At 73.1% G+C, this 15,577-nt stretch carries 14 protein-coding genes; 6 read left to right on the forward strand and 8 right to left on the reverse strand.

Annotation, left to right across the window (positions count from 1 at the left end):
• Positions 1–119: 119 nt before the first annotated feature.
• Positions 120–521: a helix-turn-helix domain-containing protein gene (locus ACFYST_RS33390; RefSeq protein ID WP_387642120.1), complete on the forward strand. Its 402-nt coding sequence runs from the start codon at positions 120–122 to the stop codon at positions 519–521.
• 47 nt (positions 522–568) lie between these two features.
• Here the strand turns inward: ACFYST_RS33390 and ACFYST_RS33395 are convergent, their stop codons facing one another.
• The 3 genes from ACFYST_RS33395 to ACFYST_RS33405 form a co-directional block, all read right to left on the reverse strand.
• Positions 569–1,390 (reverse strand): SWIM zinc finger family protein, encoded by an 822-nt coding sequence (locus tag ACFYST_RS33395; protein ID WP_387867840.1) that lies wholly within the window; start codon positions 1,388–1,390, stop codon positions 569–571.
• Positions 1,387–4,224 (reverse strand): DEAD/DEAH box helicase, encoded by a 2,838-nt coding sequence (locus ACFYST_RS33400; RefSeq protein WP_387867841.1) that lies wholly within the window; start codon positions 4,222–4,224, stop codon positions 1,387–1,389. The genes ACFYST_RS33395 and ACFYST_RS33400 overlap by 4 nt, the downstream gene beginning before the upstream one ends.
• Positions 4,225–4,288: 64 nt before the next feature.
• Positions 4,289–4,927 (reverse strand): PadR family transcriptional regulator, encoded by a 639-nt coding sequence (locus ACFYST_RS33405; protein ID WP_387640842.1) that lies wholly within the window; start codon positions 4,925–4,927, stop codon positions 4,289–4,291.
• A gap of 129 nt (positions 4,928–5,056) precedes the next feature.
• Between ACFYST_RS33405 and ACFYST_RS33410 the strand changes: the two genes are divergently transcribed.
• From ACFYST_RS33410 to ACFYST_RS33420, 3 genes are all read left to right on the forward strand, one after another.
• On the forward strand, positions 5,057–5,995 hold the full coding sequence (locus tag ACFYST_RS33410; RefSeq protein WP_387867844.1) for an ATP-binding cassette domain-containing protein: 939 nt from the start codon (positions 5,057–5,059) through the stop codon (positions 5,993–5,995).
• Positions 5,992–6,786 (forward strand): ABC transporter permease, encoded by a 795-nt coding sequence (locus ACFYST_RS33415; RefSeq protein ID WP_387867846.1) that lies wholly within the window; start codon positions 5,992–5,994, stop codon positions 6,784–6,786. The genes ACFYST_RS33410 and ACFYST_RS33415 overlap by 4 nt, the downstream gene beginning before the upstream one ends.
• A 271-nt stretch (positions 6,787–7,057) precedes the next feature.
• Positions 7,058–7,459, forward strand: a complete 402-nt coding sequence (locus ACFYST_RS33420; RefSeq protein ID WP_387867847.1) for a hypothetical protein — start codon at positions 7,058–7,060, stop codon at positions 7,457–7,459.
• 76 nt (positions 7,460–7,535) lie between these two features.
• Here ACFYST_RS33420 and ACFYST_RS33425 read toward each other — a convergent pair whose 3' ends face one another.
• From ACFYST_RS33425 to hcp, 3 genes are all read right to left on the reverse strand, one after another.
• The gene (locus ACFYST_RS33425) at positions 7,536–7,964 is read right to left on the reverse strand and encodes a hypothetical protein (protein ID WP_387867849.1); all 429 of its coding nucleotides are present in this window, start codon (positions 7,962–7,964) and stop codon (positions 7,536–7,538) included.
• Positions 7,965–8,179: 215 nt separating this feature from the next.
• The gene (locus tag ACFYST_RS33430; protein ID WP_387867852.1) at positions 8,180–9,169 is read right to left on the reverse strand and encodes a 2Fe-2S iron-sulfur cluster-binding protein; all 990 of its coding nucleotides are present in this window, start codon (positions 9,167–9,169) and stop codon (positions 8,180–8,182) included.
• A 32-nt stretch (positions 9,170–9,201) separates the two neighbouring features.
• On the reverse strand, positions 9,202–10,878 hold the full coding sequence (gene hcp / locus ACFYST_RS33435; RefSeq protein WP_387867854.1) for a hydroxylamine reductase: 1,677 nt from the start codon (positions 10,876–10,878) through the stop codon (positions 9,202–9,204).
• Positions 10,879–11,234: 356 nt separating this feature from the next.
• On the opposite strand from hcp, the gene ACFYST_RS33440 reads away from it, so the two are divergent.
• Positions 11,235–11,894 (forward strand): DUF4232 domain-containing protein, encoded by a 660-nt coding sequence (locus ACFYST_RS33440; RefSeq protein ID WP_387867856.1) that lies wholly within the window; start codon positions 11,235–11,237, stop codon positions 11,892–11,894.
• Positions 11,895–11,906: 12 nt separating this feature from the next.
• Here ACFYST_RS33440 and ACFYST_RS33445 read toward each other — a convergent pair whose 3' ends face one another.
• Together ACFYST_RS33445 and ACFYST_RS33450 are read right to left on the reverse strand one after the other, a co-directional pair.
• A complete protein-coding gene (locus ACFYST_RS33445) occupies positions 11,907–13,109 on the reverse strand; it encodes a C40 family peptidase (protein ID WP_387867859.1) in 1,203 nt (400 codons plus the stop codon).
• Between the two features lie 165 nt (positions 13,110–13,274).
• Positions 13,275–13,946, reverse strand: coding sequence for a hypothetical protein (locus ACFYST_RS33450; RefSeq protein WP_387867861.1), 672 nt, complete (start codon positions 13,944–13,946; stop codon positions 13,275–13,277).
• 94 nt (positions 13,947–14,040) lie between these two features.
• Between ACFYST_RS33450 and ACFYST_RS33455 the strand changes: the two genes are divergently transcribed.
• Positions 14,041–15,261 carry an MFS transporter gene (locus ACFYST_RS33455; RefSeq protein WP_387867864.1) on the forward strand — a complete coding sequence of 407 codons (1,221 nt, stop codon included), beginning with the start codon at positions 14,041–14,043 and terminating at the stop codon, positions 15,259–15,261.
• Positions 15,262–15,577 lie beyond the last annotated feature (316 nt).

Consider the following 15,577-nt stretch of genomic DNA (forward strand, 5'->3'; position numbering starts at 1 on the left):
TGACCTGGACATTAGGTGCTGCTACGCTCCCGATCCGTGTGGGATCGCTCCCATACATCACCAAGATTCTGGGGGGTGACGTGTCGAAGGCACAACAAGGGGATTCGGCATTCGGGGGCATGCTGAGGGCGCTCCGTCGTGAAGTGGGATTCACACATGAGGAACTCGCCCGGCGTTCCCGGGTGAGTGTGAGGACGATCAGCGACATCGAGCGGGGCCGGGTGCGCCGACCGCAGCGCCGCTCCGTCCAGCAGCTCGCGGAGGCGCTCGGCCTGGGTTCCTCGCGATTGGAATGGTTCCTCCGCGCCGCACGAGCCGTTCCCGGCAGCGGGCTCGATCAGCCGGACGGGAGCCGTCACGAGACCCCGGCCGCCGGGGAGGTCGGCGAACAGCCGTCCGCAGTGGTCGTGATGGTCCTGCCGTTGAACGCGATCGGCGAGAGCGGTCCGTGCTGTCGGCGCCGCCGACGCTGTCCGCAACCCCGCCCGGCCGGCCCCCGCCACCTGCGCCGGGCGGGCTGACGGCCGGCTACGACCTGGAGTGGGCAACTGAAGTGCCCCGGCCGTAGTTACCCGGGGGCCCCGGCCTGGTCGTCCAACCCGTGGGCGTACGCCAGCAGTTCGCGGGCCCGCACCGCCGCGTCGGCGACCAGCCGCTCCAGCGGGTCGGCCGCGTCCTGCCGGGCGGGCGGGGCGGGCAGCGGCGGCAGGTCGGGCAGCGGTGCCGGCCGGCGGCCGAACACCTCCTCGGCCGGCGTGCCGTCCGGCAGCTCGACCTCCGCCTCTTCCTCCCCCAGGCTGCCGACGATCGCCTGCATCAGCACGGCGGCCCGGACTTCCTCCCGCACCTGCTGCGCGCCGCGCCCGCGCAGCAGGAGCAGCAGCGTCGGGTCGTCGTCCAGCAGCCAGGACAGCTGGTAGCAGAGCGCGGCCGTGTGCTCGCAGGGGTGGTCGAACGCGTCGCAGTCGCAGTCCGCTTCCAGATCGCCGTAGCCGGGCAGCAGCCGGACCCGGGCGTCCTCGGCGGCTTCCAGCAGGTCGGGCGGCAGGTCTCCGGCGAGCAGCTGCTCGATGACGTCCGGCCGGTCGGCGGCCTTCTCCCAGAGCAACTCCCAGTCGTCTTCGTCGAGTTGCTCCAGGGTGAGCACCGTCGTGAACGGGGTGTCGCCGTCGTGGCCGGTGGTGGCGAGGCGCCCGGGGCTGACGGTGATCGGCCCGAGCCGGCCCGTCCGCGCGCAGGCCCGGCCCTTCTTCAACGTGCGTTCTCCGAGGGAGGTGTCCTCCAGCGCGTCCGCCCAGGCCCTGCCCCACCAGGACTGGCCGCGTACCTGGCTGCCCCGGCGCGCGGTGAAGGCCGGGAAGCCCCGTGCGCCCGTGTCGTTCCCGCTCATCCCGCGCTCCTCAGTTCGACCAGGTCGGCCAGCTCTTCGTTGGTCAGCTGCGTCAATGACTGTTCCCCGGCGCCGAGTACCGCGTCCGCCAGGCCCTTCTTCGCTTCGAGCAGGGCGGCGATCCGGTCCTCGACGGTGTCCTCGGCGATCATCCGGTGGACCTGGACGGGGCGGGTCTGCCCGATGCGGTGGGCGCGGTCGGTGGCCTGCGCCTCCACGGCCGGGTTCCACCAGCGGTCGTAGTGCACGACGTGGTCGGCGCGGGTGAGGTTGAGTCCGGTGCCGGCGGCCTTGAGGGAGAGCAGGAAGACCGGCACTTCGCCGTCCTGGAACCGGCGGACCATCTCCTCCCGCCGCGGCACCGGGGTGCCGCCGTGCAGCAGCAGCGTGGGAACGCCGCGCTCGCGCAGGTGTGTCTCCAGCAGCCGCGCCATGGTGACGTACTGGGTGAAGACGAGCGCTGCTCCGCCCTCGGAGATGATGGTGTCGAGCAGTTCGTCGAGCAGTTCCAGCTTTCCGGAACGGCCGGCCAGTGGGGTGCCGGCCGGTTCCTTGAGGAACTGCGCGGGGTGGTTGCAGATCTGTTTCAGGCCGGTGAGCAGTTTGAGCACCAGTCCGCTCCGGGCGATGCCGTCGGTGGCCGCGATCTGTGCCATGACCTCGCGGACCTGGGTCTGGTACAGGGTCCGCTGCTCGGGGGTGAGGGCGACCGGGCGGTCGGTCTCGGTCTTCGGCGGGAGTTCGGGGGCGATACCCGGGTCCGACTTCTTGCGGCGGAGCAGGAACGGCCGGACCAGTTCGGCCAGCCGCTCCGCGGTGGGCCCGCACTCCCCCGACTCCGCCTGATACTCCGCGCGTTCGGCGTCGATGGCGGCGATCCAGCGTCGGCGGAACTGGCCGTGGGCGCCGAGGAGTCCGGGGGTGGTCCAGTCGAGGACGGCCCAGAGTTCGGAGAGGTTGTTCTCGACCGGGGTGCCCGTCAGCGCGATCCGCGCGCCACTGGGGATCAGCCGCAGCGCCTTCGCGGTGTCGGAGTGCGGGTTCTTGACGTGCTGGGCCTCGTCCGCGACGACCGCGCTCCAGCGGTGCGCGGCGAGCCGCCCGGCGTCCAGGCGCATCGTGCCGTAGGTGGTCAGGACGAAGCCCGAGTCGGCGCCGTCCAGCGTCCGCTCAGGGCCGTGGTAGCGGCGGACGGGCGTGCCGGGCGCGAACTTCTCCACCTCGCGCTGCCAGTTGCCCAGCAGGGAAGCCGGGCAGACCACGAGGGTGGGACCGGCGCTGTCCGGGTGCTGCTGGCGCAGCAGGTGCAGCGAGATCAGCTGGACGGTCTTGCCGAGGCCCATGTCGTCGGCGAGGCAGCCGCCGAGGCCGAGCGAGGTGAGGCGGTCCAGCCAGCGCAGGCCGCGCAGTTGGTAGTCGCGCAGGGTGGCGGCGAGCGCGGCGGGCGGCTCGACCGGCTCGGTGCCGCCGTCGGGTTCGGCCAGCCGTCGGCGCAGCGCGAGCAGCCAGGGGCTGGACGCGATCCGCACCTGCGTGCCGCCGATCTCGGTGTACCCGGTGAGGGCGACGGCGAGTGCCTCGACGGCGGTGAGCGGCGGTAGCTCGCGTTCGCGGATCTTGCGGGCGAGGTCGGCGTCGATGAGTACGCACTGGCCGCGCAGCAGGGCCAACGGCCGTTCGTTGGTGGCGAGTTCGGCCGTCTCCTGCTCGGTGAGGGGTTCTCCGTCGAGGTCGAACTGCCAGCGCAGATCGACCGTGCCGTCACCGCCGAAGAAGGCTCGCGGGTCGGTGGGCGCGGCCCGCTCGCCGCCGAGGACGGCACGGGCGGTGAGGGAGCGGACGGCGTGCTCGGGCCACTGCACCTCGACGCCGTGGGCGGCGAGCCGGTCGGCGGTGTCGCCGAGCAGCTCCTGCACCTCGTGGTCCGCGAACTCGAGGGCCGAGGGCACCGGCAGCAGGCGGGCGAGCGGCTGCCAGATGTCGGCGGCCCGCCGCAGGGCGAGCACGGTGTCGGCCTGCGCCCGGGGCCCGAACCCGACCGCCCCGACCCCGGCGAACAGCTCGTACACGTCGGCGCGGACGGTCGGATCGGCCAGGCTGGACACCTGCGGCACCACCCGCAGGCCGGTCTCCCCGCCACCGTGCACCACATCCAGGCGCAGCGTCAGCCGGACGCCCGAGTCGAGGCCGGCGGAGATCTCCTCGGCCCAGCCGCGCAGTTGGGGCACGTACTGCGGCTCGACGGCGGCGAACGCCTGGCGGCCGGCCAGCGCGGGTGCGTCGGCGGTGCGCGGCAGCGTGTCGGCGACCGCGTCGACGAAGGACCGCAGCAGCCCGTCGACGTCGGGCAGCAGCAGCGGCCCACCGGGCGGCACGGGCAGCGGAACGGCGAGCGCCTCCGCCGGTGCCGCCGCGGCCAGTTCGCGCAGGCGCCGGACGTCCTCCGGGTCGAGCGGGCCGACCCGCCAGGTGTCGTAGCCGGCGTCGGACACGCCGGGTAGCAGCCGTTCGCGCGCGACGAGGTGCAGGGCGAGGGCGGTGGCGGCGCCCCAGAACGCGGCGCTGGGCGTGCTGGATTCGCCGTGCGGCCGGCGGGCCAGGGTGAGCGCGGGCAGCGCCTCGGCGATGGTCAGGCGCAGCACCGGGCAGCGGCGCACCGCGAGCGCGCCGCCGTCGGCGGTGACCAGGTCGGCCTCGCCGGGCTCGCCGAACGTCAACTGCGCAGCGTCGGCGTACCGGTACACGAGCCTCCCGGTGCGCGCCGGATCACCTGGCTCGAAGGCCACCGCGCACTGCGCCAGCAGTTCCGCCTGCTCGCGCGACATTCCCGTCATCTGTTCCGCCCCCTGCATCGTCCTGATCTCAACTCCCGCCGCCCGCATAGCCATTGGCCCCCGTCTACTGCGGATCCTCGGGGTGCGGCCCGGTCGCGTACGGGTTCGGCTCGCCCTCGGCGAGCACCCCCACGAACGGTTCGCCCTCCCCCGCGAAGGTGTACGCGCCGCCCTCGATCCGCCCGATCAGGCCGTGCGTCCATTCCGCTTCGCTGTCGGCCGAGTGCACCCACATGTTCATGATTTCGCCGATGTGCCCGAGCTGTTCGGGCCCGTCCTGCGGCACGTAGTACCCGGTGACCTCGGCCCGCCACCGCTCCAGCCCCGCGATCCGCTCCCGGAGCAGCGCGACGGCCTCGTCCCGCGGCAGGTCGACGATGAATCCGATGGCGGCCGAGAGCACGTCGAGCTTCTGGTCGTACGAGGTCAGCGCCTCGCGCAGCAGCTCGAAGTACTCCGCCGTGCCCTGCTCGGTCATCTCGTACTCGACCCGCGGCGGTCCGCCGACGGCGCTCGGCGCGACCTCGTGCGCGACCAGCAGCCCCTGCTTCGCCATCTGCTTGAGCGCGTGGTAGATCGAGCCCGGCTTGGCGCTCGACCACTCGTGCGCCCCCCAGAACTCCAGGTCGTTGCGCACCTGGTAACCGTGCGCCCGTCCGTGCTGACGGACCGCACCGAGCACCAGTAGCCGGATGGCGGACATGAGTGGCTCCTTCCTCGCCGGGACCAGACTAATCAAATTTGACCAGCTGCGCGCAACAGATTACCGTCCCGGGCTAGTCAAGTTTGATTACTGCACTACTGTCTGGATCACTTGCTGGAGGGGAACGCCTTGAACGACCACGACCCGGCGATCGCCGTCGAGGACCTACGGAAGAAGTACGGACCCAAGCAGGCCCTCGACGGCCTCGACCTCACCGTCCACCGGGGCACCGTCCAGGGCATCCTCGGCCCGAACGGCGCCGGCAAGACCACCGCCGTCCGCATCATGTCCACCCTGCTGCGCCCCGACGCGGGCCGGGTCCAGGTGGCGGGAATCGACACCCTGACCCGCGCCGCCGAGGTCCGCTCGCGCATCGGCCTGCTCGGCCAGCACACCGCCGTCGACGAGGAACTCAGCGGTCGGCAGAACCTGGAGATGTTCGGCCGCCTCCACCACCTCGGCACCCGCCGCGCCGCCGCCCGCGCCGCAGAACTCCTCACCCGGTTCGAACTCGCCGACACCGGCCCGAAGGCCGCCAAGCACTACAGCGGCGGAATGCGACGACGCCTCGACCTGGCCGCCTCCCTCGTCCGCGACCCCCAGGTACTCTTCCTCGACGAACCCACCACCGGCCTCGACCCCCGCGGCCGCACCGAGGTGTGGAACGCGGTCCGCTCCCTGGTCGACGACGGCACGACCGTCCTGCTGACCACCCAGTACCTCGAGGAGGCCGACCAACTCGCCGACCACATCGCGGTGATCGACCACGGAAAGGTCATCGCCCAGGGCACGCCGGACGAGCTCAAGACCACCACCGGCGGCGACCGCATCGACGTAGTCCTCCGCGACCCCGGCCAACTCGCCCTCGCCGCCGCCCTGTTGCCGGGCAAGACCACCGTCGACGAGGACCGCCGCCTGATCAGCGCCCCGGTCCGCGACCGGATGGCCGCCCTGACCGAGGCCGTGCGCGCCCTGGAAGCTGCCCGCATCGTCGCCGAGGACATCGCAGTACGGCGGCCGACACTCGACGAAGTCTTCCTCCACCTGACCAGGACGGAGACGGCATGAGCACGGTAACGAACCTCCACTGGGCCACCGCCGACTCCTGGACCATGACCAGGCGCGAACTCGCCCACTGGGCACGCCAACCCGTGCGGGTGGTCGTCGGGTTGGCCTTCCCGGTGATGATGCTGCTGATGTTCCACTACCTGATCGGCGGCGGCCGGGGTGTCGAGGGCGAGTTCAAGAACTACCTGCTGCCCGGCATGCTCACCATGACCATGGCCTTCGGCCTCGAATCCACCATGCTCTCCGTCACCCAGGACCTCGGCAAGGGCATCATCGACCGCTTCCGCTCCATGCCGATGACGCCCGGCGCCGTCCTGATCGGCCGCAGCATCGCGGACATGCTCCAGTCCGCCCTCGGCCTGACCGTCATGCTCGCCGTCGGCTACGCAATCGGCTGGCGCCCGCACAGCACCCCCGCCTCGTCCCTGGGCGCGGTGGGCCTCCTCCTGCTCCTCCGCTTCGCCATGCTCTGGATCGGCATCCACCTGGCCATGCTCGCCGGCCGCCCCGAACTGGTACAGGCCGTCCAGATCCTGGTGTGGCCCGTCAGCTTCCTCTCCAACGCCATCGCCTCCCCCGACTCGATGCCGGGCTGGCTGGGCGCAACCGTCGAATGGAACCCCATGTCCGCCACGGCCACCGCAGTCCGCACCCTGTTCGGCAACCCGCCCGGGGCGGACGGCTCCTGGGCCACGACCCACGCCGAACTGCTGGCGGTGGCCTGGCCGTTGGCCCTGGTGGCGGTGTTCCTCCCGCTCGCGGTGCGGCGCTTCAGGGGCCTGAGCCGGTAACCGCCCGACAGGGGACAGTGGCGGGCCCTCGGGGTACCCCGATTACTGTCCGCACTTCGCCTCTCTTACTGCGGCGCGGGCTGCCGACCGCGCGCCGCTGTCCCCACCACAACTGGCCGTCAGCCCTGTTAGCCCGGCCAGGCAGTGGTGTTCCACCGACCGAGTCACCGCCGCGGCCGTCCTCGCAGCCGGGCGGGCTTCCGGGTACGCATCGGGCTCAACGGGGACCGCCCCGTCCGACACACCCCAACCAGAACCTCAGGAGGCCGCCATGGCCCGCACCAAGCCCCGCGTCCTGATCGCCCTCGCCGCCCTCGGCGTCCTGGCCGCAGGCGCCGCGACCGCCGCCGTCGCCGGGGCCGTCGACAAGCCCGCCGGCAAACCCGCCATTGCCGCCCCCGACACCCCGGCCGCCGGGGATCGCTCGGCCCAGGCCAGGTACGACCAGGTCGTCAGCGACTTCGTCGACGTGGCCGGCTCCCACGGGAGCGCATTCGCCACCGCGACCTGCCCGCCCGGCGAGGTACCCATCGGCGGTGGCGCCGCGACCAGCGACATCGACATCTTCCTCACCGACTCCCACCCGAACGGCGACTCCTGGATCGTGGCGGGCACCAACACCAGCTCCCAGACCGAGTCCATCCGCGCCTTCGCTGTCTGCACCACTCCCTGACCCACGAGTCGGACCGCCCCGGGCCCGACGCCCGGGCCGTCCGCCAACCGCGCAGGCCGGACGTGTACCGGCGCGGTCAGCGAGGACCGGCGACCGGCTCCAGGCAGCCGGTCTCCAGGTCCATCAGGTAGGACAGTGCACGGCGGTCGGCGCCGAGCACACCCAGAAAGAGATCGACCGCGCCGTCGACGTCCTCGTACGAGCGCTCCACCGCGAGCTCGACAAGCTGGTCGGGATACATCAAGCGGCTGACCATGAACTTGACGCCCTTGATCCCGAAGCCGGCGCCCTCCACCTCGCCGAGGTCGTCCCAGCCGTGTTCCAGCGTCAGCCGCAGGCGCTGGACGACTGCCTCCATCGGCACCCGCAAGCACGCCACGAGCCGATAGTTCCGGGAGGCGAGGACCAGCAGGCTCTGCTGGAGCGCCGGATTCCTGCCCGGGCAGGGGCCCCGAACGGCCGGCTCCCACTCCCGTTTCGGCCCGGGAATCTCGATCTCCGCCATCGCCAGGCTCCCCCTTCTGCGACCTGCTCCAGCTCAACGCGCCAACGGTAGCCGGGAGCCGGCATTCCACGACAGGTCAGCCTGCCGGACCGGCCGGGCAGCCATCCCCGCGCTCGTCGGCGTTGCTCCCTCAACGATGAGACTGCCCTGGAGTGCCTGCGGCCACCTGACGGCCCGGGCTGTGGGTGCCGGGCCCGTCAGGTGGCCGCGGGCTTTCAGGTGGCCAGGAAGCGTTCGTGGAAGACCTGGCAGTCGGGGGCGGCGCGGCGGACCGCGTCGACCATGGGTGGGGGGCCGCAGACGTAGAGGTCGGGGGCGGGGCCGGTGTGTTCGGCGAGGGCGGCGGCGAGCAGGTCGGCGGGGGTGCCGACCGGGCCGGTCCAGGTGGGGTCGGGCTCGCGGACGCAGAACTCGTGGCGGAACGCGGGGAGTTCGGCGGCCACTGCCTTGAGCTCGGCGTCGCCGAACAGTTCCTCGGGCGTGTTGGCGCCGAGGAACAGCCGGGCTGGCTGCGGGTCCTGCCACTCGGCCATCTGCCGGGCCATGGCGAGGAGGGGGGCGAGGCCGGTGCCGCCGGCCAGCAGCCAGCGCGGGCGCAGCCCGGTCTCGTGGAGGCCGAAGGCGCCTTGCGGGCCGTGGACCGTCAGCGGGTCGCCGGGGCGGACGCGTTCGGCGAGTGGTCCGGAGAACGCGCCGTCGGGGCGGAGCCGGATGTAGAACTCCATCCGGCCTTCCCAGTTGCCAGTGTTGGCGAGCGAGTAGGCGCGTTTGACGCCGGTGCCGGGCAGTTCGAGTTCGGCGAACTGGCCGGCGTCGAACTGGCAGTCGGGGCTGTCGGTGAGGGTGACCTCGAGCCGGACGGTGTCCCGGGCGACGGTGGTGATCGACGCCACCTCGGCCAGCCGTTCCGGTACGCCGCCGTACAGGATCCGCGACTGCGGGTACGGGAGTTCGGCGGTGAGCGGCCCGCGTGGGACGGTGCGGCACAACAGGACGCCGCCGCAGGCGAGTTGGTCGGGCGGGAGGGCCTGGTCGCTGTGCGGGCCGAGGTCGTACTCGCCGGAGGTGACGGTGGCGTGGCAGGAGCCGCAGGTGCCCTGCTTGCAGGAGGCGGGCAGTGCGGCCCCGGCCTCGGCGGCCGCCTCCAGGACGGTGCCGCCGGGCGGGCAGCTCAGCTCCAGCCGGGCGCCGTCGGTTGTGGTCAACACCACTTGGTGGCCGGGAATCTGACGGTCAGTCATTTTGCGGCCGGTTCCAGCGCGGCGGCGAGGTCGGCGGCTTGGTCGCCGATCAGCCGCAGGTCGAAGCGCTGGACCAGGGCGTCGACCAGGTTCGGGGTGAGGAAGCCCGGCAGCGTCGGGCCGAGGTGGATGTTGCGGATGCCGAGGGCGAGCAGGGCGAGCAGTACGGCGACGGCCTTCTGCTCGGTCCAGGAGAGGACCAGGGTCAGCGGCAGGTCGTTGAGCTCGCAGTCGAAGGCCTCGGCGAGGGCGGCGGCGATCCGGATCGCCGAGTGGGTGTCGTTGCACTGGCCGAGGTCGAGCAGTCGCGGGATGCCGTCGATGTCGCCGAAGTCGTGCCCGTTGAAGCGGTACTTGGCGCAGCCGAGGGTGAGTACCACGCTGTCGGCGGGCGCGCCGACTGCGAAGTCGGTGTAGTAGTCGCGTCCGGGGGTGGGCCCGTCGCAGCCGCCGACCACGAAGAAGTGGCGGATGGCGCCGCTGCGTACGGCGGCGGTGACCCGGTCGGCGACGGCGAGTACGGCGTCGGCGCCGAAGCCGACGGTGAGCATCCGCTCGGGCTCCTCCTCCGGCGAGGCGGGGAAGCCGGGCAGTGCGCGGGCGGCTTGCAGGACGGGGCCGAAGTCGCCCTGGGCGAGGTGGCGCACGCCGGGCCAGCCGACGGGGCCGGTGGTGAAGATCCGCCGCCGGTAGCTGACGTGCGGTTCGATGATGCAGTTGGAAGTCATCAGGATCGGGCCGGGGAACGCGGCGAACTCGCGCTGCTGGTCCTGCCAGGCGCCGCCGTAGTTGCCGACCAGGTGCGGGTATGCCTTCAGCAGCGGGTAGGCGTGCGCGGGCAGCATCTCGCCGTGGGTGTACACGTTGATGCCCTGGTCGGCGGTCTGCTTGAGCAGCTGCTCCAGGTCGTGCAGGTCGTGGCCACTGACCAGGATGGCCTTGCCCGCGACGGGCGTGGTGCGCACCGCGGTGGGCTGCTGGGCGCCGTACGCGCCGGTGTTGGCGGCGTCGAGCAGTTCGATGGTGGCCAGGTTGAGCCGGCCCAGGCCGACGGCGCGCTCCACCAGGTCGGCGACGTCGGTGGGTTCGCCGGCGAGGTGGGCGAGGGCGCTCTCCACGCCGCCGAACACCTCGGCGCTCTCCTTGCCGAGGACGTGCGCGTGGTGGGCGTACGCGCAGATGCCCTTCAGCGCGTACAGGTGCAGCGCGCGCAGGCCGACCACGTCCGGTCCGACCAGGGCCAGGCCGGCGTCCACGCCCACCTCGGCGGCCTGCCGCAGCAGCGCGTCCGGGTCGTCGGCGGGCTGCCAGGCGGCGGGGCCGGTGAGTTCGCGCGGTTCCTGTCCGGCTGCCCGGGCGGCCTCCTCGTAGGCGGCGCGGGCGCGTTCGCGGTGGGCGACGGCCTGCTGGATCAGCGCGCCGAACCGCGACGGGTTGAAGTTCACGTTGGTGAGCGTGGTGAACATCGCGTACAGCACGAACCGCGACGCCTCGTCGTCCGCCGCTCCGAGGGTGCGAGCCTCCGCGGCGTACTGGGCGATGCCCTTCGCCGCGTGGATCAGCAGATCCTGCAGATCGGACGTGGCGGCGTCCTTGCCGCAGTTGCCGATCGCGGCCGCGCAGCCGGGAACCGTCCCGGTACGGTCGGTCTGCTCGCACTGGTAACAGAACATGCGGTCCTCCTGGACTCCTGCATCTCGCCCCGGGACCGACGGACCCCACGCACGGGCGTGCCTCCACGCTACGAACCCCGCCCGCGCCGCCGCAGGTCCCGTACGTCCCCGCGCCCCGGGCCGTCCGGCCCCTCTCGGCGGGCTCGGCCGGGCCGCAAGTCCCTTGCCGTGACCGGCCGGTGGCAGCCGTTCGATTCTTCCCGGGCCGGGCGTCCGATCGCTGTTGATCCGTTGTTGATCGGCGGGGGCCAGCATGGGGGACGTGCCGGTCCCGGGGGTGGGTTCGAGTGGTGATCGGCCATCAGTTTCGGCGCGGCCCCGCTGCGGGGCCGCCGAGATCACGGGTGGAACAGATCATGCGTGTCCGTCAGCTCTCCGTCGCCGCCGTGGTGGCGGCCCTGGGTATGTCCCTCGCCGCGTGCGCCGACGACCGGCCGTCCGGCCCCGTCGCCCCGGCCGCGCCCGCCGGGCCCGCCGCCCCGGTGGCGCCCGTCTCGGCGGAACTCCCGGTGTCGCCCGTCCTGGCGAACGCGCCCAGCACGCCCAGCACGCCCAGCAGGCCCGCCACGCCCGCCACGGAGGGGGCGCGCCCGTGCACGGCGGCGGACCTGCGGGCGACGGTGGCGGCGGGCTCGGTGGTGTCGGCCGCGGACCGGCCCGCGGTGGAGCGGATCGAGCTGGCCAACCGCAGCGCCGCCACCTGCACCATGCAGGGCTTCCCGGGCGTCGACCTGGTGAGCGGCGGGACGACCTGGAGCCTGCCGCGTTCCCGTTCGACGCAGGCCCGGCAGGTGACGCTGCCGCCCGGCGGGACGGCGTACGTGCTGATCGACTACCTGCCGTACCGGGGTCGCGGGCAGCGCGGCCAGTCCGAGTTCAAGGTCACCTCGATGGTGCTGACCCCGCCGAACGACACCGGCAGCCTCACCGTCCACTGGGAGGGCGCCAACCCGCAGGACCACCGCACCACCACCCAGCCGGACACCCAGGTCCGTCCGGTCACCGCCACCCGCTGAACCCGCAGCCGGTCAGGACGCGGACGGGGACTCAGGGTCCGGACGGACCGCGCCGAGGATGGGGAGCATGGTGATGGGCGCGAGCTTGATCACCGTCCCCGGGTGCGGGGCGTGCACGACGGTGCCGCCGCCCACGTAGAGCGCGACGTGGCTGGCGTCGTTCTGGTAGATGATCAGGTCGCCGGGCCGCAGGTCACGCAGCGGGATCCGGTGCAGCGCCGCCCACTGCTCCTGGCTGGTGCGTGGGACGGGGACGCCGGCCGCCAGCCAGGCCTGCGAGGTGAGGCCGGAGCAGTCGAACGCGTCGGGGCCGGTGCCGCCCCACAGGTACGGCTTGTCGCGCTGGCCGAGCGCGAAGGCGATGGCCTTGCGCCCGGCCTCGGACGCGCTGCCGCCGGGGCCGAACACCCCTGCGGCGAGCATCTGCTGACGGGACTCGTCGGCGCGGTCGTAGTCCAGCTGCTCCAGTAGTTCGAGCTGGTCGGCGGGGGTGGAGTCGAGCAGCTGGGCGGTCCGGGCGGCGGCGGTGCGGGCCTGCTCCACGGCCTGCTGGGAGTCCTGCGCGGCGGCGGCCGCCGCCTCCTCGGCCTGCCGTGCCTGCTCGGCCGCCAGCACCAGCCGTCCGCGGGCCTCGCGCACTTCGTTCAGCACGTCGGCGGCGCTGTGGGACCGTTCGAACGCCTGGTGCTGGTGGCCGAGGAAATCCTCGGCCCGCTCGGAGAGGAACAGCCGGGCCAGCGGGCCGAGCGACCCGAGCGGACCGTTGCGGTACTGCTCGGCGACCAGCCGCGCGGCCTGCGTCTCCGCCTCCTCGACCCTGGCCCGCTGATGGTCGGCCTCGGCCGCCGCGTCCGCCGACTCCTTCTTCCTGCGCTCGAGTTGGACGCCCGCTGCGGTGGAACGCTGCTCCGCCGTCTCGGCCTCGTGCCGGACCTCGGCGAGGTCCTTGCCCAACTGGTCGAGCGCCGCCCCGGCCGGCTGACCGGCCACCTCCTCCCCCGCTGCCTCGCCACCGGCCACCTCCTCCCCCACCGACTGGCCGGCCCCCTCGCCGGCCTGCTCGCCCGCCGTCTCGCCGTCGGCCGCCTCCTGGACGGTCTCGTTGTCCGGAACGGGCAGCGGCTCGGCGACCGCGGGTGCGGCGATCGTCAGCAGCAGCGCCACGACCAGCGCCAGCACTGTCGCTCGCCAGGACCGGGAGGTGCCACGGGACATGAAAGTCCACCGCCCTCGTTCAACTGCACCGGACGCGCCACTGACCGGTCGGGCCCCCTGAACCCACCGGCCGCCGCACATCCATCGGATGATCGGAACCCGGCCACTCTGCCACCCGCCCCACCCACTCCCCCGCAGGCCGGGCCCCGAATCCCCGAGTCTCACTCACCCGGCGGCAGCCTCCCCCACGACGGCCCAACCCAGCTTGCGGGCCTGCCCGGCGACGATGTCGAAGTCCGCCGAGGCCCGGAGCGACGCGACGACGGCCCGGGTCAGCGGGGCGCCCGCCAGGACGGCTGCCACCGCGTCCCGATCGACGGACCGCTCGTAGTAGTCCTCGGCGAAACCCACGAAGGCGTCCGGGCTCCCGTCCACGACGAGGTCGAACAGCCAGCCGCCGCCGTCCGACTCGTGGGGGCCGAACTCCACCGGCCCGCACCGCCAGGCGCTGTCACCGGCCTCGCGCCACGCGCACACCGAGGCGTCGAAGAACCCCTCGAACTGGAACTCCGGCTCCTTCGCGTAGCGGGCGAGCGAAGCGGGCAGCCCGTCGAGCAGCCCGGGCCAGTGCGCGCGGTCCTCCTCCCGCCACGGCGTCGCGTCGCTCTCGTGGTCGAAGCCGTAGAGGAACACCCCGGCCGGGTCGAACACGATCGCGTACAGGTCGCCCCCGCCGTTCTCCATCCGCGCCAGATCCACGCCCTCCCGCCAGCCGGGCACGAACGTGTGCATGAGGCCGTACCCGTCAAGGATCACGTCGAGCATGGCGATCGCCCGGCAGCGGTCGCGCAGCACAGCGGGTTCGGGCAGCAGGGACACCAGTTCACGAACAGTCATGGCGCCCATTCAACAGTGCGTCACCGACACCCCTGACCTGCGCCTTCGCTCCGCCCGGGAGCGGGGGCGGCGGGCCCGTGGTTACGTGGGGCGCATGACCGGTCGTCAGCGTTCGGGGTACCTGGGGGCGGCGGGCGCGTTCGCCGTCTGCATGGCGGGCACCACGCTGCCCACGCCGCTGTACGGGCTGTACCAGGAGCAGATCGGCTTCTCCGAGCTGATGGTGACGGTGGTGTTCGCCGTCTACGCGCTCGGGGTGATCGGCGTGCTGCTGCTGGTCGGCAACGTCTCGGACGCGGTGGGGCGGCGCCCGGTGCTGCTGGTCGGGCTCGGCTGCGCGGCGGCGGCCGCGGTGGCGTTCCTGGCGGAAGGGGGTCTGCCGCTGCTCTTCCTGGGCCGGCTGCTGTCCGGACTGTCGGCGGGCCTGTTCACCGGCACCGCCACCGCATACGTGCTGGAACTCGCCCCGCCCGGCCGCCAGGCCCGCGCCGGGTTCGTGGCCACCGCCGCGAACATGGGCGGCCTCGGCCTCGGCCCGCTGCTGTCAGGGCTGCTCGCCGAGTACACCTCCCACCCGCTGACGCTGCCGTACCTGGTCCATCTGGCGCTGCTGGCCGCCTCGTTCGCCGTCACCTGGTCGCTGCCCGAGACGGTGCCGGACGCCGAACCGCTGCGTGCGGCGCGCCCGCGCCGGCCGAGTCTGCCGCCGCAGGTGCGCGGGGTGTTCGTGCCGGCCGGGATCGCCGCGTTCGCCGGGTTCTCGTTGCTCGGGGTGTTCACCTCGGTCAGCCCGGCGTTCCTCGCCGAGAACCTGGACGTGCACAACCACGCCGCGGTCGGCGCGATCGTCTGCCTGGCGTTCTTCGCGTCCACCGGCGGCCAGCTGCTGGTGCCCCGACTCGGCGCGGCCCGGGCGATCCCGCTGGGCTGCCTGGTGCTGATCGCCGGACTCGGCCTGCTCGCCCTGTCCCTCGCCACCGACACCCTGACGCCACTCGTCCTGGCCGCGCTGGTGGGCGGCACCGGCCAGGGCATGGGGCTGCGCGGAGCCGTCGGCGAAGTGGCGGACGCGGCCCCCGCCGAGGAGCGCGGCGGGGTGCTGTCGGCGCTGTTCGTGGTGGCGTACTTCGGCATCTCGGTACCGGTGATCGGCATCGGCCTGCTCAGCGGCCCGCTCGGCCTCACCCACGCCGGCCTGGTCTTCGCCGCCTGCATGGCCGCCCTGGCGGCGGCCTCCGGCATCTACCTGCTGCGCCGCGACGTCCGCCCGCCCGCGGTACTACGGAATCACCGCGACGAGGACGCCAGACGATGAGCGGTCGGGGACGAGCGGTGGCGGCGGCGCTACCCGCCCGACGCCCCGTCAGTGAACCGCCTCCGGGAAACCCTCAAGACGCCGCCGACCCGCTTCCCGCGGCAGCGGCCCCGCCGGACAACCACCAGCAGGACCCGACCTGCCACTGACCACCGTCACCACCCACGCCGGCACAGCCCCCGCCGCACCGCCAACCCCTCGGCGCAGGCGAACAGCGGCTCCACACGGTCGACGAAGACATGCGCGGACGTCAGCACCAGCCGTCCGCCGACCGCGTACCAGGACCCGGGTCCGCCCGTCCCGTTCACTCCGGCGA

This window comes from Kitasatospora sp. NPDC004614, from assembly GCF_042873675.1.
Classification (GTDB): domain Bacteria; phylum Actinomycetota; class Actinomycetes; order Streptomycetales; family Streptomycetaceae; genus Kitasatospora.

Excerpts from the sequence above, each read along its gene's own strand:
- ACFYST_RS33390 (WP_387642120.1), top strand. The coding sequence starts at position 120 with ATGCTGAGGGCGCTCCGTCGTGAAGTGGGATTCACACATGAGGAACTC.
- ACFYST_RS33395 (WP_387867840.1), bottom strand. The coding sequence starts at position 1,390 with ATGAGCGGGAACGACACGGGCGCACGGGGCTTCCCGGCCTTCACCGCG.
- ACFYST_RS33400 (WP_387867841.1), bottom strand. The coding sequence starts at position 4,224 with ATGACGGGAATGTCGCGCGAGCAGGCGGAACTGCTGGCGCAGTGCGCG.
- ACFYST_RS33405 (WP_387640842.1), bottom strand. The coding sequence starts at position 4,927 with ATGTCCGCCATCCGGCTACTGGTGCTCGGTGCGGTCCGTCAGCACGGA.
- ACFYST_RS33415 (WP_387867846.1), top strand. The coding sequence starts at position 5,992 with ATGAGCACGGTAACGAACCTCCACTGGGCCACCGCCGACTCCTGGACC.
- ACFYST_RS33420 (WP_387867847.1), top strand. The coding sequence starts at position 7,058 with ATGGCCCGCACCAAGCCCCGCGTCCTGATCGCCCTCGCCGCCCTCGGC.
- ACFYST_RS33425 (WP_387867849.1), bottom strand. The coding sequence starts at position 7,964 with ATGGCGGAGATCGAGATTCCCGGGCCGAAACGGGAGTGGGAGCCGGCC.
- hcp (WP_387867854.1), bottom strand. The coding sequence starts at position 10,878 with ATGTTCTGTTACCAGTGCGAGCAGACCGACCGTACCGGGACGGTTCCC.
- ACFYST_RS33440 (WP_387867856.1), top strand. The coding sequence starts at position 11,235 with ATGCGTGTCCGTCAGCTCTCCGTCGCCGCCGTGGTGGCGGCCCTGGGT.
- ACFYST_RS33445 (WP_387867859.1), bottom strand. The coding sequence starts at position 13,109 with ATGTCCCGTGGCACCTCCCGGTCCTGGCGAGCGACAGTGCTGGCGCTG.
- ACFYST_RS33450 (WP_387867861.1), bottom strand. The coding sequence starts at position 13,946 with ATGACTGTTCGTGAACTGGTGTCCCTGCTGCCCGAACCCGCTGTGCTG.
- ACFYST_RS33455 (WP_387867864.1), top strand. The coding sequence starts at position 14,041 with ATGACCGGTCGTCAGCGTTCGGGGTACCTGGGGGCGGCGGGCGCGTTC.